This window comes from Shewanella sp. BJSY2023SW001, assembly GCF_047314685.1.
Classification (GTDB): domain Bacteria; phylum Pseudomonadota; class Gammaproteobacteria; order Enterobacterales; family Shewanellaceae; genus Shewanella; species Shewanella indica.
Genome location: NZ_JBKORF010000011.1, coordinates 1 through 17,151, shown reverse-complemented (window position 1 = coordinate 17,151; position 17,151 = coordinate 1). Strand labels below are relative to the sequence as shown.

Below are 17,151 nucleotides of genomic sequence, written 5' to 3'. Positions count from 1 at the left end.
TCAGATAGCCTCTTGACTCTGAGCAGTATAGCTTTGAGCGGCTTGGCTCTGTGCCGTTTGAGAATTGGCCGGTTGCGGATTAGCGCTTGGGAAAAGCCCCGCGGGTTTATTTGACTCTTGCCGTGCCGTCCAGGGATTAGCCGCGCATTCATTGGATGCAGCAATCCTTGACTGCGCCATCCCCCAAGGACCATGAAGCACAGTGCTATGAAAACCAGAGTTGTGAAGACCAGTGCCATGTAAACCAGAGTCGTGAAGCACAGGGCCATTGGCCTTGCGGCCGGAATGGTTTGGCTCAATTAAATCTGTTGAGTTACTTAAACTATGATTGAGACCCGCCTTGCCGCTTCTCAGGGTTACCACGCCCGGCTCGACATGGGGCAGTTCAAGCGCCAGTGCCGGCAAGCCACGCAGATGCAATTCAGGGACGGGCCAACCACCGCGACGCTTTAAAATTTGCAGCCTGGCGGTATTAACGCCAGCCGCGCTGATAGCCAGCTTTAGGGTAACAGGATGATTACTATCGGCCTGAGCCATAGGCAACTGGCAAATTCCCAGCGCCTTGCCCTGCTCTGCGGCAAGTTGCAACCTTCTGGCCTCACTCAGTGTCAGCTTGTCCAGCCAAGCCAGCACCAAAGAACAGGCGCCGCTGCTCAACCCTTGCTCCATGGCCCAGAGCACCTCTTTACGCTGGGTTAACTCCAGCCACAAAATACGCTCGGCGGCAATACCGTGCTGGGCAAAACTCTGTGCCAGCGGCTGCAGTGGCGGCGCTATCAGCATTATCATGGCATCTCTGGACTCATCCCCTCTAAATTGATTTCTTTTGGACTGATTTTTTGCGGACTGACTTGTTGTCGAATGATTTATTTCAGAATGATTTCTTTCGGAATAAGAGCCACACTGAGCCGGCAGTAAATAACGCATCAAAGGCAGCAACAGGCTGAGTTCCCCGTGCCCAGGAGATTGGCTGAAGAGTTCACAAATACCCTGCCTTGGCCACCCTGCATCACTGAGCTGCGCATCCAATGCTTCAAAACCACTGGGATACCCCAATGTTTTGCCCTGACTGCCCGGCCCCAACCAGAGATCCCGGCGCTCCAGCAGGCTGTTCAAGGCCTGAGATTTTGCTGAATTAGATTTTACAGAGTGAGTTTTGGCTGAAACAGGCATGAAAAACACCGATACTGTATTTTTATACAGTATAACTAACTTTAGCCAACTGACAAGTCGTGCTGGCGCCAAAGCCTTAACCCGAGATAGAATAAATGAGAATGATTATCGAAACATATTCTCGACTTCAGCGAATAATTCAGGAGCGTGCCTTGCTGCCCTTTTCCGGCCTGTTTTCCCAACTCCAATGGCGACTGTTTGGCTATTTTGGTGTGTCATTACTGCTTATCCTGCTGCTCGCCAGTGGTATTGAAGCCATGCTGCTAAACCGCCTGTTACTGCTGCCCCAGCAGACCCAAAGCCAGTTACAGCAACTGGCCGATGAGGCCAACGACTATATCGTCAGGGGCGATATTACGGGACTGGCGGATTGGGAGGGACGGCAGGCATTTGTACTCTATGTGCTGGATAGCGAGCAACAGGCGGTGAGTCAGCGGGAAATGCACCCGCACTTTGTTTACAAACTCAATTTCCTCAAGCAGTTGCAGCAGCCTATGGGGGACAGGGTGCAAAAACCTTTGATAGGCCTGCCACTACGCAATAGCCTGGAGCCGGACAATCCCCTGCTCTTGGTGGTGCAGCTCAACGCCTCTTTACACCCGGCGCAGCAACTGGATAAAAGCCTCTGGCTTATCCGTATCCTGGTAGGACTACTGGTGCTCTTGTTGTTCAGTCGTCTGTTGAGCCGCTATCTGATCCAGCCGCTGAGTTTACTGCGCAGTGCCACCCGTCAGCTGGCACAGGGTCAACTCGATACCCGGATTGCCGGCCATTTTTCGATAAAGCAGCCGGAGTTTTTCCAGTTGGCGACCGACTTTGACCATATGGCCGAGCAGCTGCAAAAAAGCATTCAAACCCAGCAGCGGTTACTGAGGGATGTCTCCCACGAACTGCGCACTCCTCTTGCCCGGCAGGAGCTGGCCTTACACCTGTTGGAAAATCGCTTGGGGGAGGAACATCAACAACCGCTTGCCAGGCTAAGACGCCAGGGCGAAGAGATGGCGCAATTGATCAACACCATTTTAGACTTCAGCCGCCTGAGCAACGGCTTCATCAAGCTGACGGCAGCGCCTTTTACCCTGACAGAATTACGCCGCTCACTGCTGCAGGATCTGGAGTTTGAGTCTGGCCCCAAGCAAAGCATAGTCTGGGCACAGGCCCCCATTGATGAGCAAACTTTGCATACCGATATGGCCTACTTGAAGCGGGCGCTGGAAAATGTCTGTCGCAATGCCCTCAAATATGCCGGTGAAACCTGCCGGGTGGAAATCCAGGTATCTCAGTTGGGTGACGACAAATTAGGTGATAGCAGGCTGCAGCTGAGTGTCAGCGATGATGGCCCCGGGATCCCCAAGGAGCAACTGGAAGCCTTGTTCAACCCTTTCACCCGTTTGGATGAAGCGCGTCACAGCTCTCAGGGAGGTTATGGGCTGGGATTGGCGATTGTGCGCCAGTGTATGCAGCTCCTGGGCGGCTCGGCCCTAGCGGTCAACCGGCCTCAGGGCGGTTTGAGCATATTGCTTGAGCTGCCGCTGCAACTGCCAAGCTGCAGCGAAGCCCAACTTAAGTCTATCGCTTAAGCGGTAAACTTACGCACCTTCTTCAGTGCCATCTCCTGTTTAAGGCGAGAGAGATGCTCGATAAATACCTTGCCGTGCAGATGATCGATTTCATGTTGCAGCACTATGGCCAGGAAATCATCACTGTGGAGCGTCTGGGCTTGGCCCTGGCGATCCAGATAGCTGACAGTGACCGACTCGAAGCGTTTTACCTTGGAGCGATAACCGGGAATGGACAAACAGCCCTCTTCACCGATAAATTCGCCGCTGGACTCAGTGATCTGCGGATTGATCAGCACCAAAGGTTGATTGCGCTCTTCTGAGATATCAATGACGACTATTGCGTGTTCACTGCCCACCTGGGTCGCGGCCAAGCCGATACCATCGTCTGTGTGATACATGGTTTGCAACAGATCATCGATGAAAGGCTGCACGGCTTCTATTTCGGTGACAGGCTTGGCTTTACGCTTGAGCCTGGGATCGGGAACCGTCAAAATATCCATAATTGCCATAGGGTTATATTCTCAATTTACTCGACTTGGCGTTCAATGGGCGCCATTATGGCGAAAAAGCATCAAAAGGCAAACCTTGCGTGTGCAGCGAAGAGCCGCCATGACACTTTTGCCAAGTGAGTAACCTCCGCTATGGAATGGTATTATAATTTGCGCCAATAGCATCAGGAGCCAAGATGACCCCGGAAACGAGCGCCCCGCCACGAAGTCCAATGCAGAAGATTTGGCACATAGTTGCACTGATCCCCGAAGGTCGGGTGGCAAGCTATGGCAAGATTGCCGACTATGCCGGCTTGCCCGGACGGGCACGCTATGTTTCCCGGGCACTGAAACAGGCGCCGGACAGCCTGGCACTGCCCTGGCACAGGGTTATCAACAGTCAGGGGAAAATCTCCTTTGCCAAGGATACCCAGGCGTTTCAACTGCAGATGAGCCTGCTGCGCAGCGAAGGCGTACCAGTGAACCAAGGCAGAATTGCCCTGTCTGAATATGAGTGGCGGCCGGATATGGCCACTCTGGTCTTGTCCATGCCGTTTTAACCACAGGAGACTGCCTTTGATCCGTTCACTTCAACTCTTTGTACTGTTACTGCCCTTGTCGCTATGGGCGCAGACCAGCCCCCTGGCACCCCATACCGCCGAATATCAGGTCAATTATGGCGAAATCAATCTCGGTGGCGCCCGTTTTATGCTGTTGCCGCCAGAGGGCGACTTCTATCAATACAAATTGGACAGCGATCTCAGCCTGCTGGTGCTGAGCGATAAACGCCATATCCGCAGTGAATTTACCTATCAGGATGGTCAGCTGACGCCGCTGCGCTTCAGCCATCAGCGAACCGGCACAGGCCCCAACTTCAATGAGCAGATAGCCTTTGCCAAGGAGCAGGGCAAAATTTTCAGTCGCTACAAGGATGAAAAGAGCAAGCTGGACTACTCAGGCGCCCTCTACGATGCCCTGATGGTACAGCTGCAGTTTCGGCTGGATCTCGCCGCCGGCAAGGAGCCACTGGCCTATGAGCTGGTCAAGGACAACGAGATAGATGACTATAGTTTCAAGATAGTCGGCAAAGAGCGGATGACACTGGACAGTGGCGTTTATAACACGGTGAAACTGGAAGTGGTCCGCGACAGCAGCAAACGGCAGACCTTTATTTGGATGGCACCGGATCTCGGCTGGCTGCCGGTGCGCCTGACCCATTTCGAGTCAGGCAGCAAGCAGCTCGATATCAAGTTAGCCAAGCTGAGCCTGGGCTCGGAAGTCAATAACCAGCTCGCCAAGACGGAATAATTTCCAATCCCCCGGCGCCAATAGCTGCCAGTTTTCATTGCCGGTCAGCGGCCGGGTGGCTATGACAGTGACCACATCCTTGGGGGTGGTCTGGGTGTCGAAATCAATCACCACATCCGTGTCTATCAGCTGAGCCCGGCCAAAGGGCGCCCGGCGGGTGATGTAGCAAAGGTTATTGCTGCAATAACTCATCAAATAACGGCCATCGCTGAGGATCATATTAAACACCCCTAGAGTGCGGATCTCCTCGGCAAGCTGGGCGACATATTCAAACACGGGCAAAATATCATCCGGCTCGGATTCACCGAAACGCTCGGCCAGGCGGCTCATTATCCAGCAAAAGGCCTGCTCACTGTCTGTATCACCTACGGCCTGAAAGCGGCCGCTTTGAAACTTCTGTTCATAGTCAGACAACTGGCCGTTGTGGGCATAGGTCCAGTAGCGCCCCCAAAGCTCGCGGGTAAAGGGGTGGGTATTTTCCAACGAGACTTCACCGCGGTTGGCCTGCCGAATATGGCTGACCACCACTTCACTCTTGATCGGGTATGACTTGATAAGGCTTGCCACATGGGACTGGCTGCTGGGGCTGGCATCCTTGAAGGTGCGACTGCCCTTGCCTTCATAAAAGGTGATCCCCCAACCATCCACATGGGGCCCGGTCACCCCGCCTCGCTCCGCCAGCCCGGTAAAGCTGAAGACAATATCCGTTGGCACATTGGCACTCATCGCCAGCAGCTCACACATCTTGGTTTTTCCTGTCACTGAATCTGTTATTTCATTATCTGCGGCATTGTAGCCAAGCCTTGTCGGCAGGGGAATTATTGCTTGCAATAAAAAATTTAAACAATTGTTTGAAAAATGCTTGTATTCGATTTCGCTTAGGTTTAATTTTATTGCGACACAGGTCTGACCACATACTATAATTGTGATCTTGATCGCTCTCAAGCGAGGCGTTCTACACTGAATAAAGTGGTCGTTTTATTAAGGAGAACAAACAGTGACTACCCTACTATGGATCCTGGCATTGCTCTTGGTTTTAGGAGCAGCAGCGTACCTCAGAGTATCCCTGCTGACTGCAACCATAGCCGCCGCAGTGGTCATGGCAGCAGGCAGCCTGCTGGATGTAACTGGACTGATTAGCTGGATAATTTTCCTGGTTATTGCCCTGCCGCTGAACCTGAGTGCCTTCAGGCAGAGTGTGATAACCCGGCCATTACTTAAACTCTATCGCGGCATCATGCCGGAGATGTCTTCCACCGAAAAAGAGGCGATTGAAGCCGGTACTACCTGGTGGGAAGCCGATCTCTTCGCCGGTAATCCCAACTGGAAGAAGCTGCACAACTATCCGGTTGCCCGTCTGAGCGCCGAAGAACATGCCTTCCTGGAAGGACCTGTGGATGAGGTCTGCCGCATGGTTAACCAACATCTGGTTTCCCATCAATTGGCGGACTTGCCTGCCGAAGTATGGCAGTTCCTCAAAGACAAAGGCTTCTTTGCGATGATCATCAAGAAGAAGTACGGTGGTCTGGAATTCTCTGCCTACGCCCAATCCCGGGTACTGCAAAAACTGGCCGGTGTCAGCAGTGAATTGGCCTCGACCGTAGGTGTGCCCAACTCACTGGGCCCGGGTGAGCTGCTGCAGCACTATGGTACCCCGGAGCAGCAGGATCACTACCTGCCCCGCCTGGCCAAAGGTTTGGAAGTTCCCTGCTTTGCCCTGACCAGTCCTGAAGCCGGCTCAGATGCCGGCGCCATTCCGGATTTCGGTGTAGTCTGCAAAGGCCAATGGCAAGGTGAAGAAGTGCTGGGGATGAAACTGACCTGGAACAAGCGCTATATCACCCTGGCACCTGTTGCCACAGTTTTGGGGTTGGCATTCAAGCTTAAAGATCCCGAGCATCTGCTTGGCGATAAGGAAGAGCTGGGCATTACCTGCGCCCTGATCCCAACCGATGTTGAAGGTGTGGAAACCGGCCGTCGTCACTTCCCGCTCAACTGTATGTTCCAAAATGGTCCAACCCGAGGCAATGAGGTGTTTGTTCCTCTGAGCTTTATCATAGGTGGCCCGAAAATGGCGGGACAAGGCTGGCGCATGCTGGTGGAATGCCTGTCGGTTGGCCGCGGCATCACCCTGCCCTCCAACTCAGCCGGTGGCGTTAAAACCGCGGCTTTGGCAACCGGTGCCTATGCCCGCATTCGTCGTCAGTTCAAGCTGCCTATCGGTAAGCTGGAAGGCATTGAAGAGCCAATGGCGCGCATCGGCGGTAACGCCTATCTGATGGACGCTGTAACCTCCTTGACCACCACAGGTATTGATCTGGGTGAAAAGCCTTCCGTCATCTCGGCGATAGTCAAATATCACCTGACCGACAGAATGCAGAAATGCGTTATCGACGCCATGGATATTCACGGTGGTAAAGGCGTATGTCTTGGCCCCAACAACTATCTGGGACGCGGATATCAAGCGGCACCTATCGCCATTACGGTTGAAGGGGCCAACATTCTGACCCGCTCCATGATCATCTATGGTCAAGGTGCCATTCGCTGCCATCCGTATGTGCTGGCAGAGATGGAGTCAGCCTTTGATACCGACGTAAACCGCGGCCTGAATAACTTTGATGCGGCGCTGTTTGGCCATATCGGCTTTACCACAAGTAACCTTATCCGCAGCCTGTGGATGGGCCTCACCGGCAGTCGCTTCTCCAATGCGCCTTTTGCCGACAAGACCAAGCGTTACTATCAGCATATGAACCGCTTCAGTGCCAACCTGGCCTTGCTGTCGGATCTGGCGATGGCGACCTTAGGGGGTAACCTCAAACGTAAGGAGCGGATCTCTGCCCGCCTGGGTGACTTGCTCAGCCAGTTGTATCTGGCATCGGCAACCCTCAAGCGTTATCAGGATGAAGGCCGTCAAAGTGAAGATCTGCCACTGGTACAGTGGGCGGTTGAAGACGCGCTCTACAAGCTGCAGTCTTCTCTGGATGAGCTGCTGGATAACTTCCCTGCTGGCCTCGGCGGCGTACTGCGCCTGGTGTTGTTCCCCTTCGGTCGACCACTGAAGCGCCCAAGTGATGTGTTGGACCACAAGGTAGCCAAGATAATGCAGACCCCTTGTGCCAGCCGTGACCGTCTGGGTAAGGGACAATTCTGGGAAGCCTGCGACAATAATGCCGTAGGTATTCAGGAACAGACCTTCAAAGACATACTGGCGGCAGAGCCCTTGTATGACAAAGTCTGTAAGGCTGCCGGCAAACGTCTGCCCTTCATGTGGCTGGATAAAGTGGCCGCAGAAGGCAAGGCGCTGGGTGTTCTGAGCGATGCAGAAGTGGCCCTGCTGGAGCGCGCTGAAATCGGCCGAATGAAGTCCATCAACGTGGATGACTTTGACCCCGCCGAACTCAAGGCTCAGAGCCTGGAGCCGGAAAACCGCGAAGAACAAGCCGCTTAAGACTGTCGATAATATCACTGGAAACACAAAATGCCGTTCACAATTGTGGACGGCATTTTTATTGTCCTTCCCAACCTTCACTTCAATAGTTGGTCTTCATTCAAGATAACTAGCATCAAAACTTAAAGAATAAATGGGGACATAGTTAACCCAGGTGTAAAAAGCAGTCTGCACAGCATTAAAATAGGTAAAACAATCAGATGATTGGCCCCGTATTCAGAAGTTAACAGTAGATCTCATTCCCAAGAAAATGACGCCTTTATGCTTGTCGTATAGATAGCGTTTTCTCTGTTAGCAAAACATCCTATTAAAAACGGCTATTAACCGTCGCTGATATCAAATTTTTACTTATAGACACAAAAAATCCGACAACCTGAAGTCGTCGGATTTGGCTCTTTGTGGTTCAAGTCAGCATCTGTGGCTATAAACTGTATATGTCGCTGCAACATATAACCAAGCTTGTGCCATGTTTCCCTGTTCTACTTGGTCCAGCGGTCCATCCAGCCCAGCACCTTGGCGTACCACTGCTCAAGGTTATTGGGATTCAGGATCCAGTGGTTCTCGTCCGGATAGATCAGCAGCTCCGAAGGGATATTGTTGCGCTGCATATAGCTGAACGCCGCCAAACCCTGACCGTAAGGAACCCGGAAGTCTTTCTCACCGTGGATCACCAGCATAGGAGTCTTCCAATTTTCCACATAGTTGGCCGGATTGAACTTCTCATAAAGATCCTTGGCCTGCTCATAGCTGCCGCCAAACTCATGCTCAGGGAACCAGAGTTCCTCGGTCACATGGTACATGGAGCGCATATCGAACAAGCCCGCGTGGTTAACCAGGCACTTGAAACCGTCATTCCAGTTACCCTGGATCCAGTTCATCATGTAACCGCCGTAGGAGCCGCCGAGGGCGCAGGCGTTATCGGCATCGATCCACTTCTGCTGTTTGGCAACCGCAGCCAGACCTTTTTGCAAATCTTCCAAAGGCTTACCGCCCCAATCCAGGCTGATGGAATCGGTAAAGGCCTGACCATAGCCGGTAGAGCCGTGGAAATCCACCATCACCACCGCATATCCGGCACCGGCCCACAGCTGAGGATTCCAGCGGAAGCTGAAACTGTTGCCGAATGAACCTTGTGGGCCGCCGTGTACCAGGAAGGCCACCGGATACTGCTTGCCTTTCTGGAAATTCGCCGGCTTGAGCCAGTAACCATAAACCTCTTCGTTGTTCCAGCCCTTGAAGCTGAACTGCTCAAACTCACCGAACTTGACCTTGTCCAGCTTGGCCTTGTTGACTTCAGTCAAACGGGTCAGGTTTTGCCCTTCCATGTTGATGGAGTAGAGATCGCCCGGTTCCACCAAAGACTTATGATTGATGATCAAACGATCGCCCGCCAGACCCACCAGGCTGTTGCTGCCATCGTTGTAGATGGCGCGCACATCACCAAACTGGGTGTTGATGGCAAATACAGACACCTGGCCCAGATCCTGAGCGGTCACATACAGGGTGTTGTTATCTTTACCAAAGCTCAGTGAGGCTGGGCTTCTGTCCCACATAGGCGCCACTTCCTTGCTCTGACCCGTGACTGTGTCTTTGAGCATGATGCGGTATCTGTCGGCCTCGAACCCAGGCTTTTTCATCGCCAGATAGGCCAGATAACGGCCATCGGCGGAAAACACCGGCTGAGCATCCCAGGCCTGGTTATCTTCGGTGAGATTCTTGGCCTTGCCACCTGTGACCGGCACCTGCCAGAGATCGTAGTTGGTGGTCCAGGCCTGATCTTTACTCGGAGCCTTGGCACTGTAGACAATATATTTGCCATCCGGGCTGAATGTCACCTCTTCCATGCCGGAAAATGGCTTTGGCGGGGTTTCGGTATCCAGGCCTTGGGTCACATCCACCGGCTTACCCAGCTTGCCGTTTTCAAGCTGCGCCACAAACAGGTGATTACGGGCATGGTCAGACCAAGTGTCCCAGTGACGCACCATCAACTGATCGTATTCACGACCTGTACTCTTGCGCTCGGCTTCTTTATCAAACTTGGCTTTTGAACATTCCAGGGTGTCGCACTCGGGAAACACACGAATGCTCATCACCACCTGCTTGCCATCGGCCGATAATTTGTAGCCGTCGATACCCAGAGGCAGATCAGATACGGCCTGGGCTTCACCACCATCCAGCGGCAAGCGATACAGTTGGCTGCTACCATCACGGGCAGCAATAAAATAGACTTGCTTATCGTCGCTGCTGAAGGCCACATCGTGTTCGGTACCCGGTGCAGAAGTCAGCTGCTTGGGAGTCGCATGCTTGTCGCTGAGATCCAACAGATAGAGATCTGAGCTGCTGCCATCATCGGTAACCTTTTTCAGGCCGTAGATAAGCTTGGTGCCGTCATTGGATACAGCGGCAGAATGAAGTTTGTTGAGCTTGACCAGATCCTGGACAGTAAAAGGGGCCTTATCGGCAGCCAGCGCCGGCTGAGCCAGTCCTGCGGCGAGCAGCGCCATCAATAGTGGGTTGGTTTTCATTATAAATCTTCTTATTGGTTGTTGATTGCAATGCAAAAGGGGCCAATAGGCCCCTCAAGGTTCAGCTTAAGCCTTGGCGTTCTGGATATTCACCTTCCAGATTGCCGGGCCGGTTTCGTGCGCATTCACCCCGTTGGAGTCAACCGCTACAGTAACAGGCATATCCTTGACGTCAAACTCATAGATAGCTTCCATTCCGAGATCTTCAAACGCCACCACACGGGATTGCTTAATCGCCTTGGACACCAGATAAGCGGCGCCGCCGACGGCCATCAAGTATACCGCCTTGTGCTTGCGGATAGATTCGACAGTGGCCGGACCACGTTCAGCCTTGCCTATCATGCCCATCAACCCTGTCTTATCCAGCATGAGATCGGTGAACTTATCCATACGGGTAGCGGTTGTCGGACCGGCCGGGCCAACCACTTCATCACCTACGGGGTCGACCGGACCTACGTAATAGATGAATTTACCAGTGAAATCAACCCCTTCAGGCAAGCCTTCACCGCTTTCAATCAGGCTCTGGATCCGTTTGTGAGCCGCGTCACGGCCGGTGAGCATCTTACCCGAGAGCAGCAGAGTATCGCCGCTGTTCCAGCTTTCAATCTCTTCCTGGGTAACGGTATCGAGATTGACCCGGCGCACGCTCTCACCCACTTCCCAGGTGATTTCCGGCCAGTCATCAAGGCTTGGCGGAGTCAGCTCGGCTGGGCCGCTGCCGTCAAGATGGAAATGTACATGGCGGGTGGCGGCGCAGTTGGGGATCATCACCACAGGCTTGGAGGCGGCGTGGGTTGGCGCTGTCTTGATTTTAACGTCCAGTACAGTAGTCAAACCGCCCAGGCCCTGGGCACCAATGCCTAAGTTATTGGCGCGCTCGAAGATATCCAAACGCAGCTTCTCTTCCGTGGTTTCGGCGCCGCGTTCCATCAGTTCATGAATATCCACGCTCTCCATCAAGGCTTCCTTGGCAAGCACAGCGGCTTTCTCGGCGGTGCCGCCAATGCCGATTCCCAGCATACCCGGTGGACACCAGCCGGCGCCCATGGTTGGCAGTGTCTTCTCAACCCAGGCGGCGATATCGTCAGACGGATTGAGCATCACCATCTTGGCCTTGTTTTCACTGCCGCCGCCCTTGGCGGCAATGGCCACTTCGATATGATCGCCGGGAACCATCTGAATATGCACCACAGAAGGCGTGTTATCGCGGGTGTTTTTACGGCTGCCGGCCGGGTCGGCCACAATTGAAGCCCGCAACGGGTTATCAGGATTGGTGTAAGCGCGGCGTACGCCTTCATCCACCATCTGCTGTACTGTCATATCTGTCTTGTCCCACTGCACGCCCATCCCCAGATAGACATAACAGGTCACAATGCCGGTATCCTGACACAAGGGTCTGTGCCCTTCGGCAGACATGCGCGAGTTGATCAAAATCTGGGCAATCGCATCCTTGGCAGCCTGGCTCTGCTCACGCTCATAGGCGGCAGCCATGGCATCGATAAAATCTTTCGGATGGTAATAGGAGATATATTGCAGGGCATCAGTGATGCTGTCGATAAAGTCAGCTTGCTTGATTACAGACATGTTTGGCGCTCCATTAGCCTAAGGATCCGCCCCTTCAGCTCAGGATCAACGCTCAACAGAGATTCAAGCCAAAGCCTTGAATTTCAGGCTCCGCTTGCCGGTTTTGCGACACAAAAATGCTCAAAACGATAGCAAAGCCGTGATACAACGCGTTTTCACCAAGGGCCAGGGGTGGTTTTATTAGTTTTTTGTGGCCGTTATGATACTCTTTCGTTCCTTTTTGGGCTACATCACATTTTCAGATAGGGTCGTTCGATGTACCAGCAGGCTATTTGCCCTCCCGCCATTCGCCTTCTTGACTGGCAATTATCAACCTTAGAGCTGTTTTCCCACTTCAGCGGTGAGCCTTGGGCCATGCTGCTGGATTCGGCCGATGCCAAACACTCTGACGCCAGATACGACATCATAGTCGCCGAGCCGATAGCCACGCTAGTCACCACAGGTGAAACCACCCAAATCGCTGAGGCAGGCAGCGTACGACGCTCAAGTGACGATCCTTTTGCCTTGCTGCAACAACTGCTGCAACAGTATTTTCCCAACGCCATGCCGGTCAATCTGCCTTTCAGCGGCGGCGCTGTGGGCGCCTTCAGCTACGATCTTGGCCGCAGACTGGAAAAACTGCCGAAACTGGCCGCAGCCGATATCGCTCTGCCGGAGATGAATGTCGGCCTCTATAACTGGGCCCTTATTCGAGATAAGGAATCAGCGTGCTGGCAGTTGGTGCACTACCGCGGTGAAAAGGCGCTGATTGACACCCTGTCGCGGCTGACGTCCAAAGTCGCAAACAGTCCCAATAAGCACCTTGACCAGAAAGCGTTCCGGCTCAGTGGTAAGTGGCGCTCGCAGCTTAGCCGCGAGCAATATGGCGACAAGTTTGCCCAAGTGCAGCAATATCTTCACAGCGGCGATTGCTATCAAATCAATCTGACCCAAAGATTCCAGGCCGACTATCAAGGCGATGAATGGCAAGCCTATCGTAAGCTAAGACAAGCCAACGGCGCGCCCTTCTCTGCCTTTATTCGCCTGGAGCACAACTGCATCCTGTCCATCTCACCCGAGCGTTTTATTGCCCTGGATCCCAACCGCCATATTGAAACCAAGCCCATCAAGGGCACCCTGCCCCGCAGTGCCGATGAACAGCAAGACAGGCAGCTTGCCAAACAGCTGGCGGAGTCGGAAAAGGACAGAGCCGAAAACCTGATGATAGTGGACTTGCTGCGCAACGATATCGGTAAGGTTGCCAGCCCAGGCAGTGTGGCCGTGCCGCATCTGTTTGCCATAGAAAGCTTTCCGGCGGTGCACCATCTGGTCAGTACAGTGACTGCCGAACTGGCACCGGGTTATCAGGCCACAGACTTGCTGCGAGCCGCCTTCCCCGGCGGCTCAATCACAGGCGCGCCCAAAATCCGCGCCATGGAAATTATCGAAGAGCTGGAACCCAGTCGCCGCTCACTCTACTGCGGCTCCATCGGGTATCTGAGTCAGGATGGCAAAATGGACAGCAGCATCACCATTCGAACCCTGGTTGCCGATTCCGGACAACTCTATTGCTGGGCCGGCGGCGGGATAGTAGCCGACTCAGACGTGGATGCCGAATACCAGGAAACCTATGATAAAGTGAGTCGAATACTGCCGCTATTGACCCCTGAGCCAGACTCGCCTTAGCCTTAAGCTTGCCATTTAAGCTTGATGATAGTTCTTTGCGAAGACAGGACAGTAATGGCTTGGGTTATTGATTACTTCAATTTACTTCAAGGACGCTATGGATAAAGACGAGCTACTGACCCGTTTTCAACTCAGGGCCCTGAGTCGATACCATTCAAGTCCTTTGCTCCCGGCCAAACTCAGGGCCGCGGCGGTACTTATCGCGCTGGAGCCGGGTTTGCAGGGGCCGGAACTTATCCTGACCCAGAGACCGAAGCATCTTAAGGCTCATCCAGGTCAAGTGAGCTTTCCCGGCGGCAAACCGGAAGCCGAAGATCAGAACCTTATCATGACAGCCCTCAGAGAAGCTGAAGAAGAGATAGGCTTGGCGCCGGATAATGTCGAAATCATAGGTCAACTGCCCAATCATCCCACCTTTACCGGCTTTGAGATCACCCCTGTGCTTGGCTGGGTAAAGTCACCCTTTGAGGCCCAAATTGACCCGGCCGAAGTGCAGGAGCTATTTCGGGTGCCGCTGGCGTTTTTACTGGAAGAGGAAAATCGTCACACGGCTATGTTCGAGCGCCGCGGCCATTTCTACCCTGTCACCTTTATTCCCTATCGCAGGCACTTTATCTGGGGCGCCACCGCGGCGATTATCGATATGCTTTGTCGACAACTGCGCTGACAGCACAGCATAAAGGCAGTTAGGGAAGACTTTGACAGGCCCCGGCATGCCTTCAGTCAGATGCCTTGAATGCCAATTGCTGTGTAAGCCACTCTCTACAAAAGAGAAGGCCGCGAGGACTTATTCGCACCTTCCTTAGATGAAGAAACGCAGATACAAGCCAGCGGCGGTGGATGAGAGCAGCAAAAGTGGAATATTGAACCAATAACCCAAGCGGCTGTGATGAGCCACATACCAGTTGAAAGCCAGACTAATGAAACTGATGGCAGCGCAAGCCCAGATGATATATTCCAATAGCATGGTCTGCTGAGGGTCCCAGTACAAACGCACCGGCGCCCCTTTGCTGAAGAAATAGCCTACGGCCCTATCGGGCCGCGCTTTATCAAATATCAGCAGGGCGTAAATCGCCAGTGACCAACCAATAATCGACAGGCTCGCCAACAGATATTGAAAGATTTTGACCTTTTTCATCCAAACTCCTTCCGTCTGAAGGGGGATATTGTCCCCAGAATACCTTTTTCAGCTTGAGAAAAGCCACCAGCAAGGTAATATTAACCTCCAAATTTTTTCCTGTGTCATCAATATAGTCAGGGATTTGCCTGATTTCTGCTCTCGAACTATTTTCGGGGCGAATTGAAGCATAAAACGTTTCATTGGAGAACTAAGCAATAATGAGCATTGCATCTGTCGCATCTGTATTTAAAGGCGAGCATGCGGTCGGTTCACAGGTCACTGTACGTGGCTGGGTAAGAACCCGTCGTGATTCCAAGGCCGGCATCTCGTTTCTTGCCGTCTATGATGGTTCCTGTTTCGATCCTATCCAGGGCGTGGTGCCAAATAGCTTACCCAATTACAATGACGAAGTGCTGAAGCTCACTGCCGGCTGCTCCGTGATTGTCACAGGTGAAGTGGTTGAAAGCCCAGGCTCAGGCCAGGACTTTGAACTGCAAGTGACCCAAGTGGAAGTCACAGGTTGGGTGGAAGATCCTGATACCTATCCTATGGCGGCCAAACGTCACTCGGTTGAACACCTGAGGGAACTGGCGCACCTGCGTCCACGTACCAACATCATTGGCGCGGTTGCCCGAGTACGTAACTGCCTGTCACAGGCGATTCACCGCTTCTATCACGAAAACGGCTTTATCTGGGTTTCTACCCCACTTATCACCGCCTCCGACTGTGAAGGCGCCGGTGAAATGTTCCGGGTATCAACGCTGGACATGGAAAACCTGCCACGTACCGCCGATGGCAAGGTAAATTACGAAGAAGACTTTTTCGGTAAAGAGGCATTTTTGACCGTATCGGGTCAGCTCAACGGTGAAACCTACGCCTGTGCCCTGTCGAAGATTTACACCTTTGGCCCAACTTTCCGTGCTGAAAACTCCAACACCAGCCGCCACTTGGCCGAGTTCTGGATGGTTGAGCCGGAAGTGGCTTTTGCCGATCTGAACGACATTGCCGGTCTGGCCGAAGCTATGCTCAAGTACGCCTTCAAGGCGGTGCTGGAAGAGCGAATGGACGACCTGCAGTTCTTTGCCCAGCGCGTCGATAAAGGCGTGATTGAGCGCCTGGAAAACTTTGTCAGCAGTGACTTTGCCCAGGTGGACTACACAGATGCCGTTGAGATCCTCAAAAACTGCGGCAAGCAGTTTGAGTATGATGTCGAATGGGGCATAGATCTGCAATCCGAGCACGAGCGTTATCTGGCCGAAGTGCACTTCAAGGCTCCTGTGGTCGTGAAGAACTATCCAAAAGATATCAAGGCCTTCTATATGCGTCTCAACGAAGATGGCAAGACAGTGGCAGCGATGGACGTATTGGCCCCCGGCATTGGTGAAATTATCGGTGGTTCACAGCGTGAAGAACGTCTGGACGTACTGGATATGCGCCTGGCCGAGATGAATCTCAACAAGGAAGATTACTGGTGGTATAGAGATCTGCGTCGTTACGGCACTGTGCCTCACTCAGGCTTCGGTCTGGGCTTCGAGCGTCTGGTGTCTTACGTTACCGGTGTTTCCAACATCCGCGATGTAATCCCCTTCCCTCGCGCCCCAAGAAGCGCCAACTTCTAACGAGTTCTTATCCAAAAAAACGCGCTTCCGGGCGCGTTTTTTATTTTCAGCCCCTAAACCACCTACTTCAGTAGGTGGTTATCATCAATTTAGGCTTGGCCTGTAAAGGCTACCCATGCTAATTGCTCTTTTGATTTTTAGCGAAGTCAAAGGACAAAAAGCATGAGTAGATACGAGCAAGCATCGCATGTGTATTGGCGATGTCAATATCATATAGTTTGGACTCCAAAGTACCGTTTTAGGATTCTCAAAAACAAAGTAGGTAAGGAGGTTTACCGCTGTATTCACGTTTACAGTGAGTAACTTGGGTGCAAAGTAGTAGAGTTAAATGTTCAGGTAGACCATGTTCATTTAGTTATAAAAGTTCCGCCAAAGTTATCGATATCAAGACTGATGGGAGCGCTCAAAGGCAAAATAGCACTAAAACTATTTAGTAAATATCCATACTTGAGGAAGAACAAAATGTGGGGTAACCATTTTTGGCAGCGAGGATACTTTGTCGATACGGTTGGAATAAATGAAGAGATAATAAGGCGTTATGTCCGGCATCAAGAGAAAGAAGAAAAGCAGGAGCAAACTCAGTTAACGCTGGAGTAAACAACGCCCCCTTTGAGGGGGCATATACAAAGCCACCTTCTTCAGAAGGTGGATTCTTTACT

The 17,151-nt window shown here is 52.7% G+C and carries 13 protein-coding genes and 1 pseudogene; 8 read left to right on the top strand and 6 right to left on the bottom strand.

What is annotated here, in order from left to right; all coding sequences use genetic code 11:
• Positions 1–1,116: a hypothetical protein gene (locus tag ACMHXH_RS01820; protein WP_413737537.1), complete on the bottom strand. Its 1,116-nt coding sequence runs from the start codon at positions 1,114–1,116 to the stop codon at positions 1–3.
• A 209-nt stretch (positions 1,117–1,325) separates the two neighbouring features.
• Between ACMHXH_RS01820 and ACMHXH_RS01815 the strand changes: the two genes are divergently transcribed.
• Positions 1,326–2,753, top strand: coding sequence for an ATP-binding protein (locus ACMHXH_RS01815; protein WP_335911708.1), 1,428 nt, complete (start codon positions 1,326–1,328; stop codon positions 2,751–2,753).
• On the opposite strand, the gene def is transcribed toward ACMHXH_RS01815, so the two are convergent.
• On the bottom strand, positions 2,750–3,244 hold the full coding sequence (def, locus tag ACMHXH_RS01810; RefSeq protein ID WP_039035272.1) for a peptide deformylase: 495 nt from the start codon (positions 3,242–3,244) through the stop codon (positions 2,750–2,752). The two genes, ACMHXH_RS01815 and def, sit on opposite strands and share 4 nt — an antisense overlap.
• A 176-nt stretch (positions 3,245–3,420) precedes the next feature.
• Here def and ACMHXH_RS01805 point away from each other — a divergent pair, with 176 nt between their 5' ends.
• Positions 3,421–3,783: an MGMT family protein gene (locus ACMHXH_RS01805; protein WP_413737535.1), complete on the top strand. Its 363-nt coding sequence runs from the start codon at positions 3,421–3,423 to the stop codon at positions 3,781–3,783.
• A 19-nt stretch (positions 3,784–3,802) separates the two neighbouring features.
• Positions 3,803–4,531: a DUF3108 domain-containing protein gene (locus ACMHXH_RS01800; RefSeq protein ID WP_243757109.1), complete on the top strand. Its 729-nt coding sequence runs from the start codon at positions 3,803–3,805 to the stop codon at positions 4,529–4,531.
• On the opposite strand, the gene ACMHXH_RS01795 is transcribed toward ACMHXH_RS01800, so the two are convergent.
• Entirely contained in the window at positions 4,475–5,275 is an 801-nt protein-coding gene (locus ACMHXH_RS01795) for a class II glutamine amidotransferase (RefSeq protein ID WP_039035273.1), read from the bottom strand. The genes ACMHXH_RS01800 and ACMHXH_RS01795 overlap by 57 nt on opposite strands.
• 253 nt (positions 5,276–5,528) lie before the next feature.
• On the opposite strand from ACMHXH_RS01795, the gene fadE reads away from it, so the two are divergent.
• Positions 5,529–7,979 carry an acyl-CoA dehydrogenase FadE gene (fadE, locus tag ACMHXH_RS01790; RefSeq protein ID WP_335911709.1) on the top strand — a complete coding sequence of 817 codons (2,451 nt, stop codon included), beginning with the start codon at positions 5,529–5,531 and terminating at the stop codon, positions 7,977–7,979.
• 479 nt (positions 7,980–8,458) lie between these two features.
• Here the strand turns inward: fadE and ACMHXH_RS01785 are convergent, their stop codons facing one another.
• Both ACMHXH_RS01785 and ACMHXH_RS01780 read right to left on the bottom strand, forming a co-directional pair.
• The gene (locus ACMHXH_RS01785; RefSeq protein ID WP_335911710.1) at positions 8,459–10,504 is read right to left on the bottom strand and encodes a S9 family peptidase; all 2,046 of its coding nucleotides are present in this window, start codon (positions 10,502–10,504) and stop codon (positions 8,459–8,461) included.
• A gap of 66 nt (positions 10,505–10,570) precedes the next feature.
• Positions 10,571–12,088: a fumarate hydratase gene (locus tag ACMHXH_RS01780; RefSeq protein ID WP_039035276.1), complete on the bottom strand. Its 1,518-nt coding sequence runs from the start codon at positions 12,086–12,088 to the stop codon at positions 10,571–10,573.
• Between the two features lie 255 nt (positions 12,089–12,343).
• On the opposite strand from ACMHXH_RS01780, the gene pabB reads away from it, so the two are divergent.
• Together pabB and ACMHXH_RS01770 are read left to right on the top strand one after the other, a co-directional pair.
• Positions 12,344–13,753 (top strand): aminodeoxychorismate synthase component 1, encoded by a 1,410-nt coding sequence (gene pabB / locus ACMHXH_RS01775; RefSeq protein WP_335911711.1) that lies wholly within the window; start codon positions 12,344–12,346, stop codon positions 13,751–13,753.
• Between the two features lie 97 nt (positions 13,754–13,850).
• Complete coding sequence (locus ACMHXH_RS01770) at positions 13,851–14,420, top strand: CoA pyrophosphatase (RefSeq protein ID WP_039035278.1); 570 nt, start codon at positions 13,851–13,853, stop codon at positions 14,418–14,420.
• A 135-nt stretch (positions 14,421–14,555) separates the two neighbouring features.
• Here ACMHXH_RS01770 and ACMHXH_RS01765 read toward each other — a convergent pair whose 3' ends face one another.
• Entirely contained in the window at positions 14,556–14,891 is a 336-nt protein-coding gene (locus ACMHXH_RS01765; RefSeq protein WP_039035279.1) for a hypothetical protein, read from the bottom strand.
• Positions 14,892–15,091: 200 nt separating this feature from the next.
• Here ACMHXH_RS01765 and asnS point away from each other — a divergent pair, with 200 nt between their 5' ends.
• Positions 15,092–16,492 (top strand): asparagine--tRNA ligase, encoded by a 1,401-nt coding sequence (gene asnS, locus ACMHXH_RS01760; RefSeq protein WP_039035280.1) that lies wholly within the window; start codon positions 15,092–15,094, stop codon positions 16,490–16,492.
• Positions 16,493–16,654: 162 nt separating this feature from the next.
• Positions 16,655–17,089: pseudogene (gene tnpA, locus ACMHXH_RS01755) on the top strand (IS200/IS605 family transposase).
• Positions 17,090–17,151 lie beyond the last annotated feature (62 nt).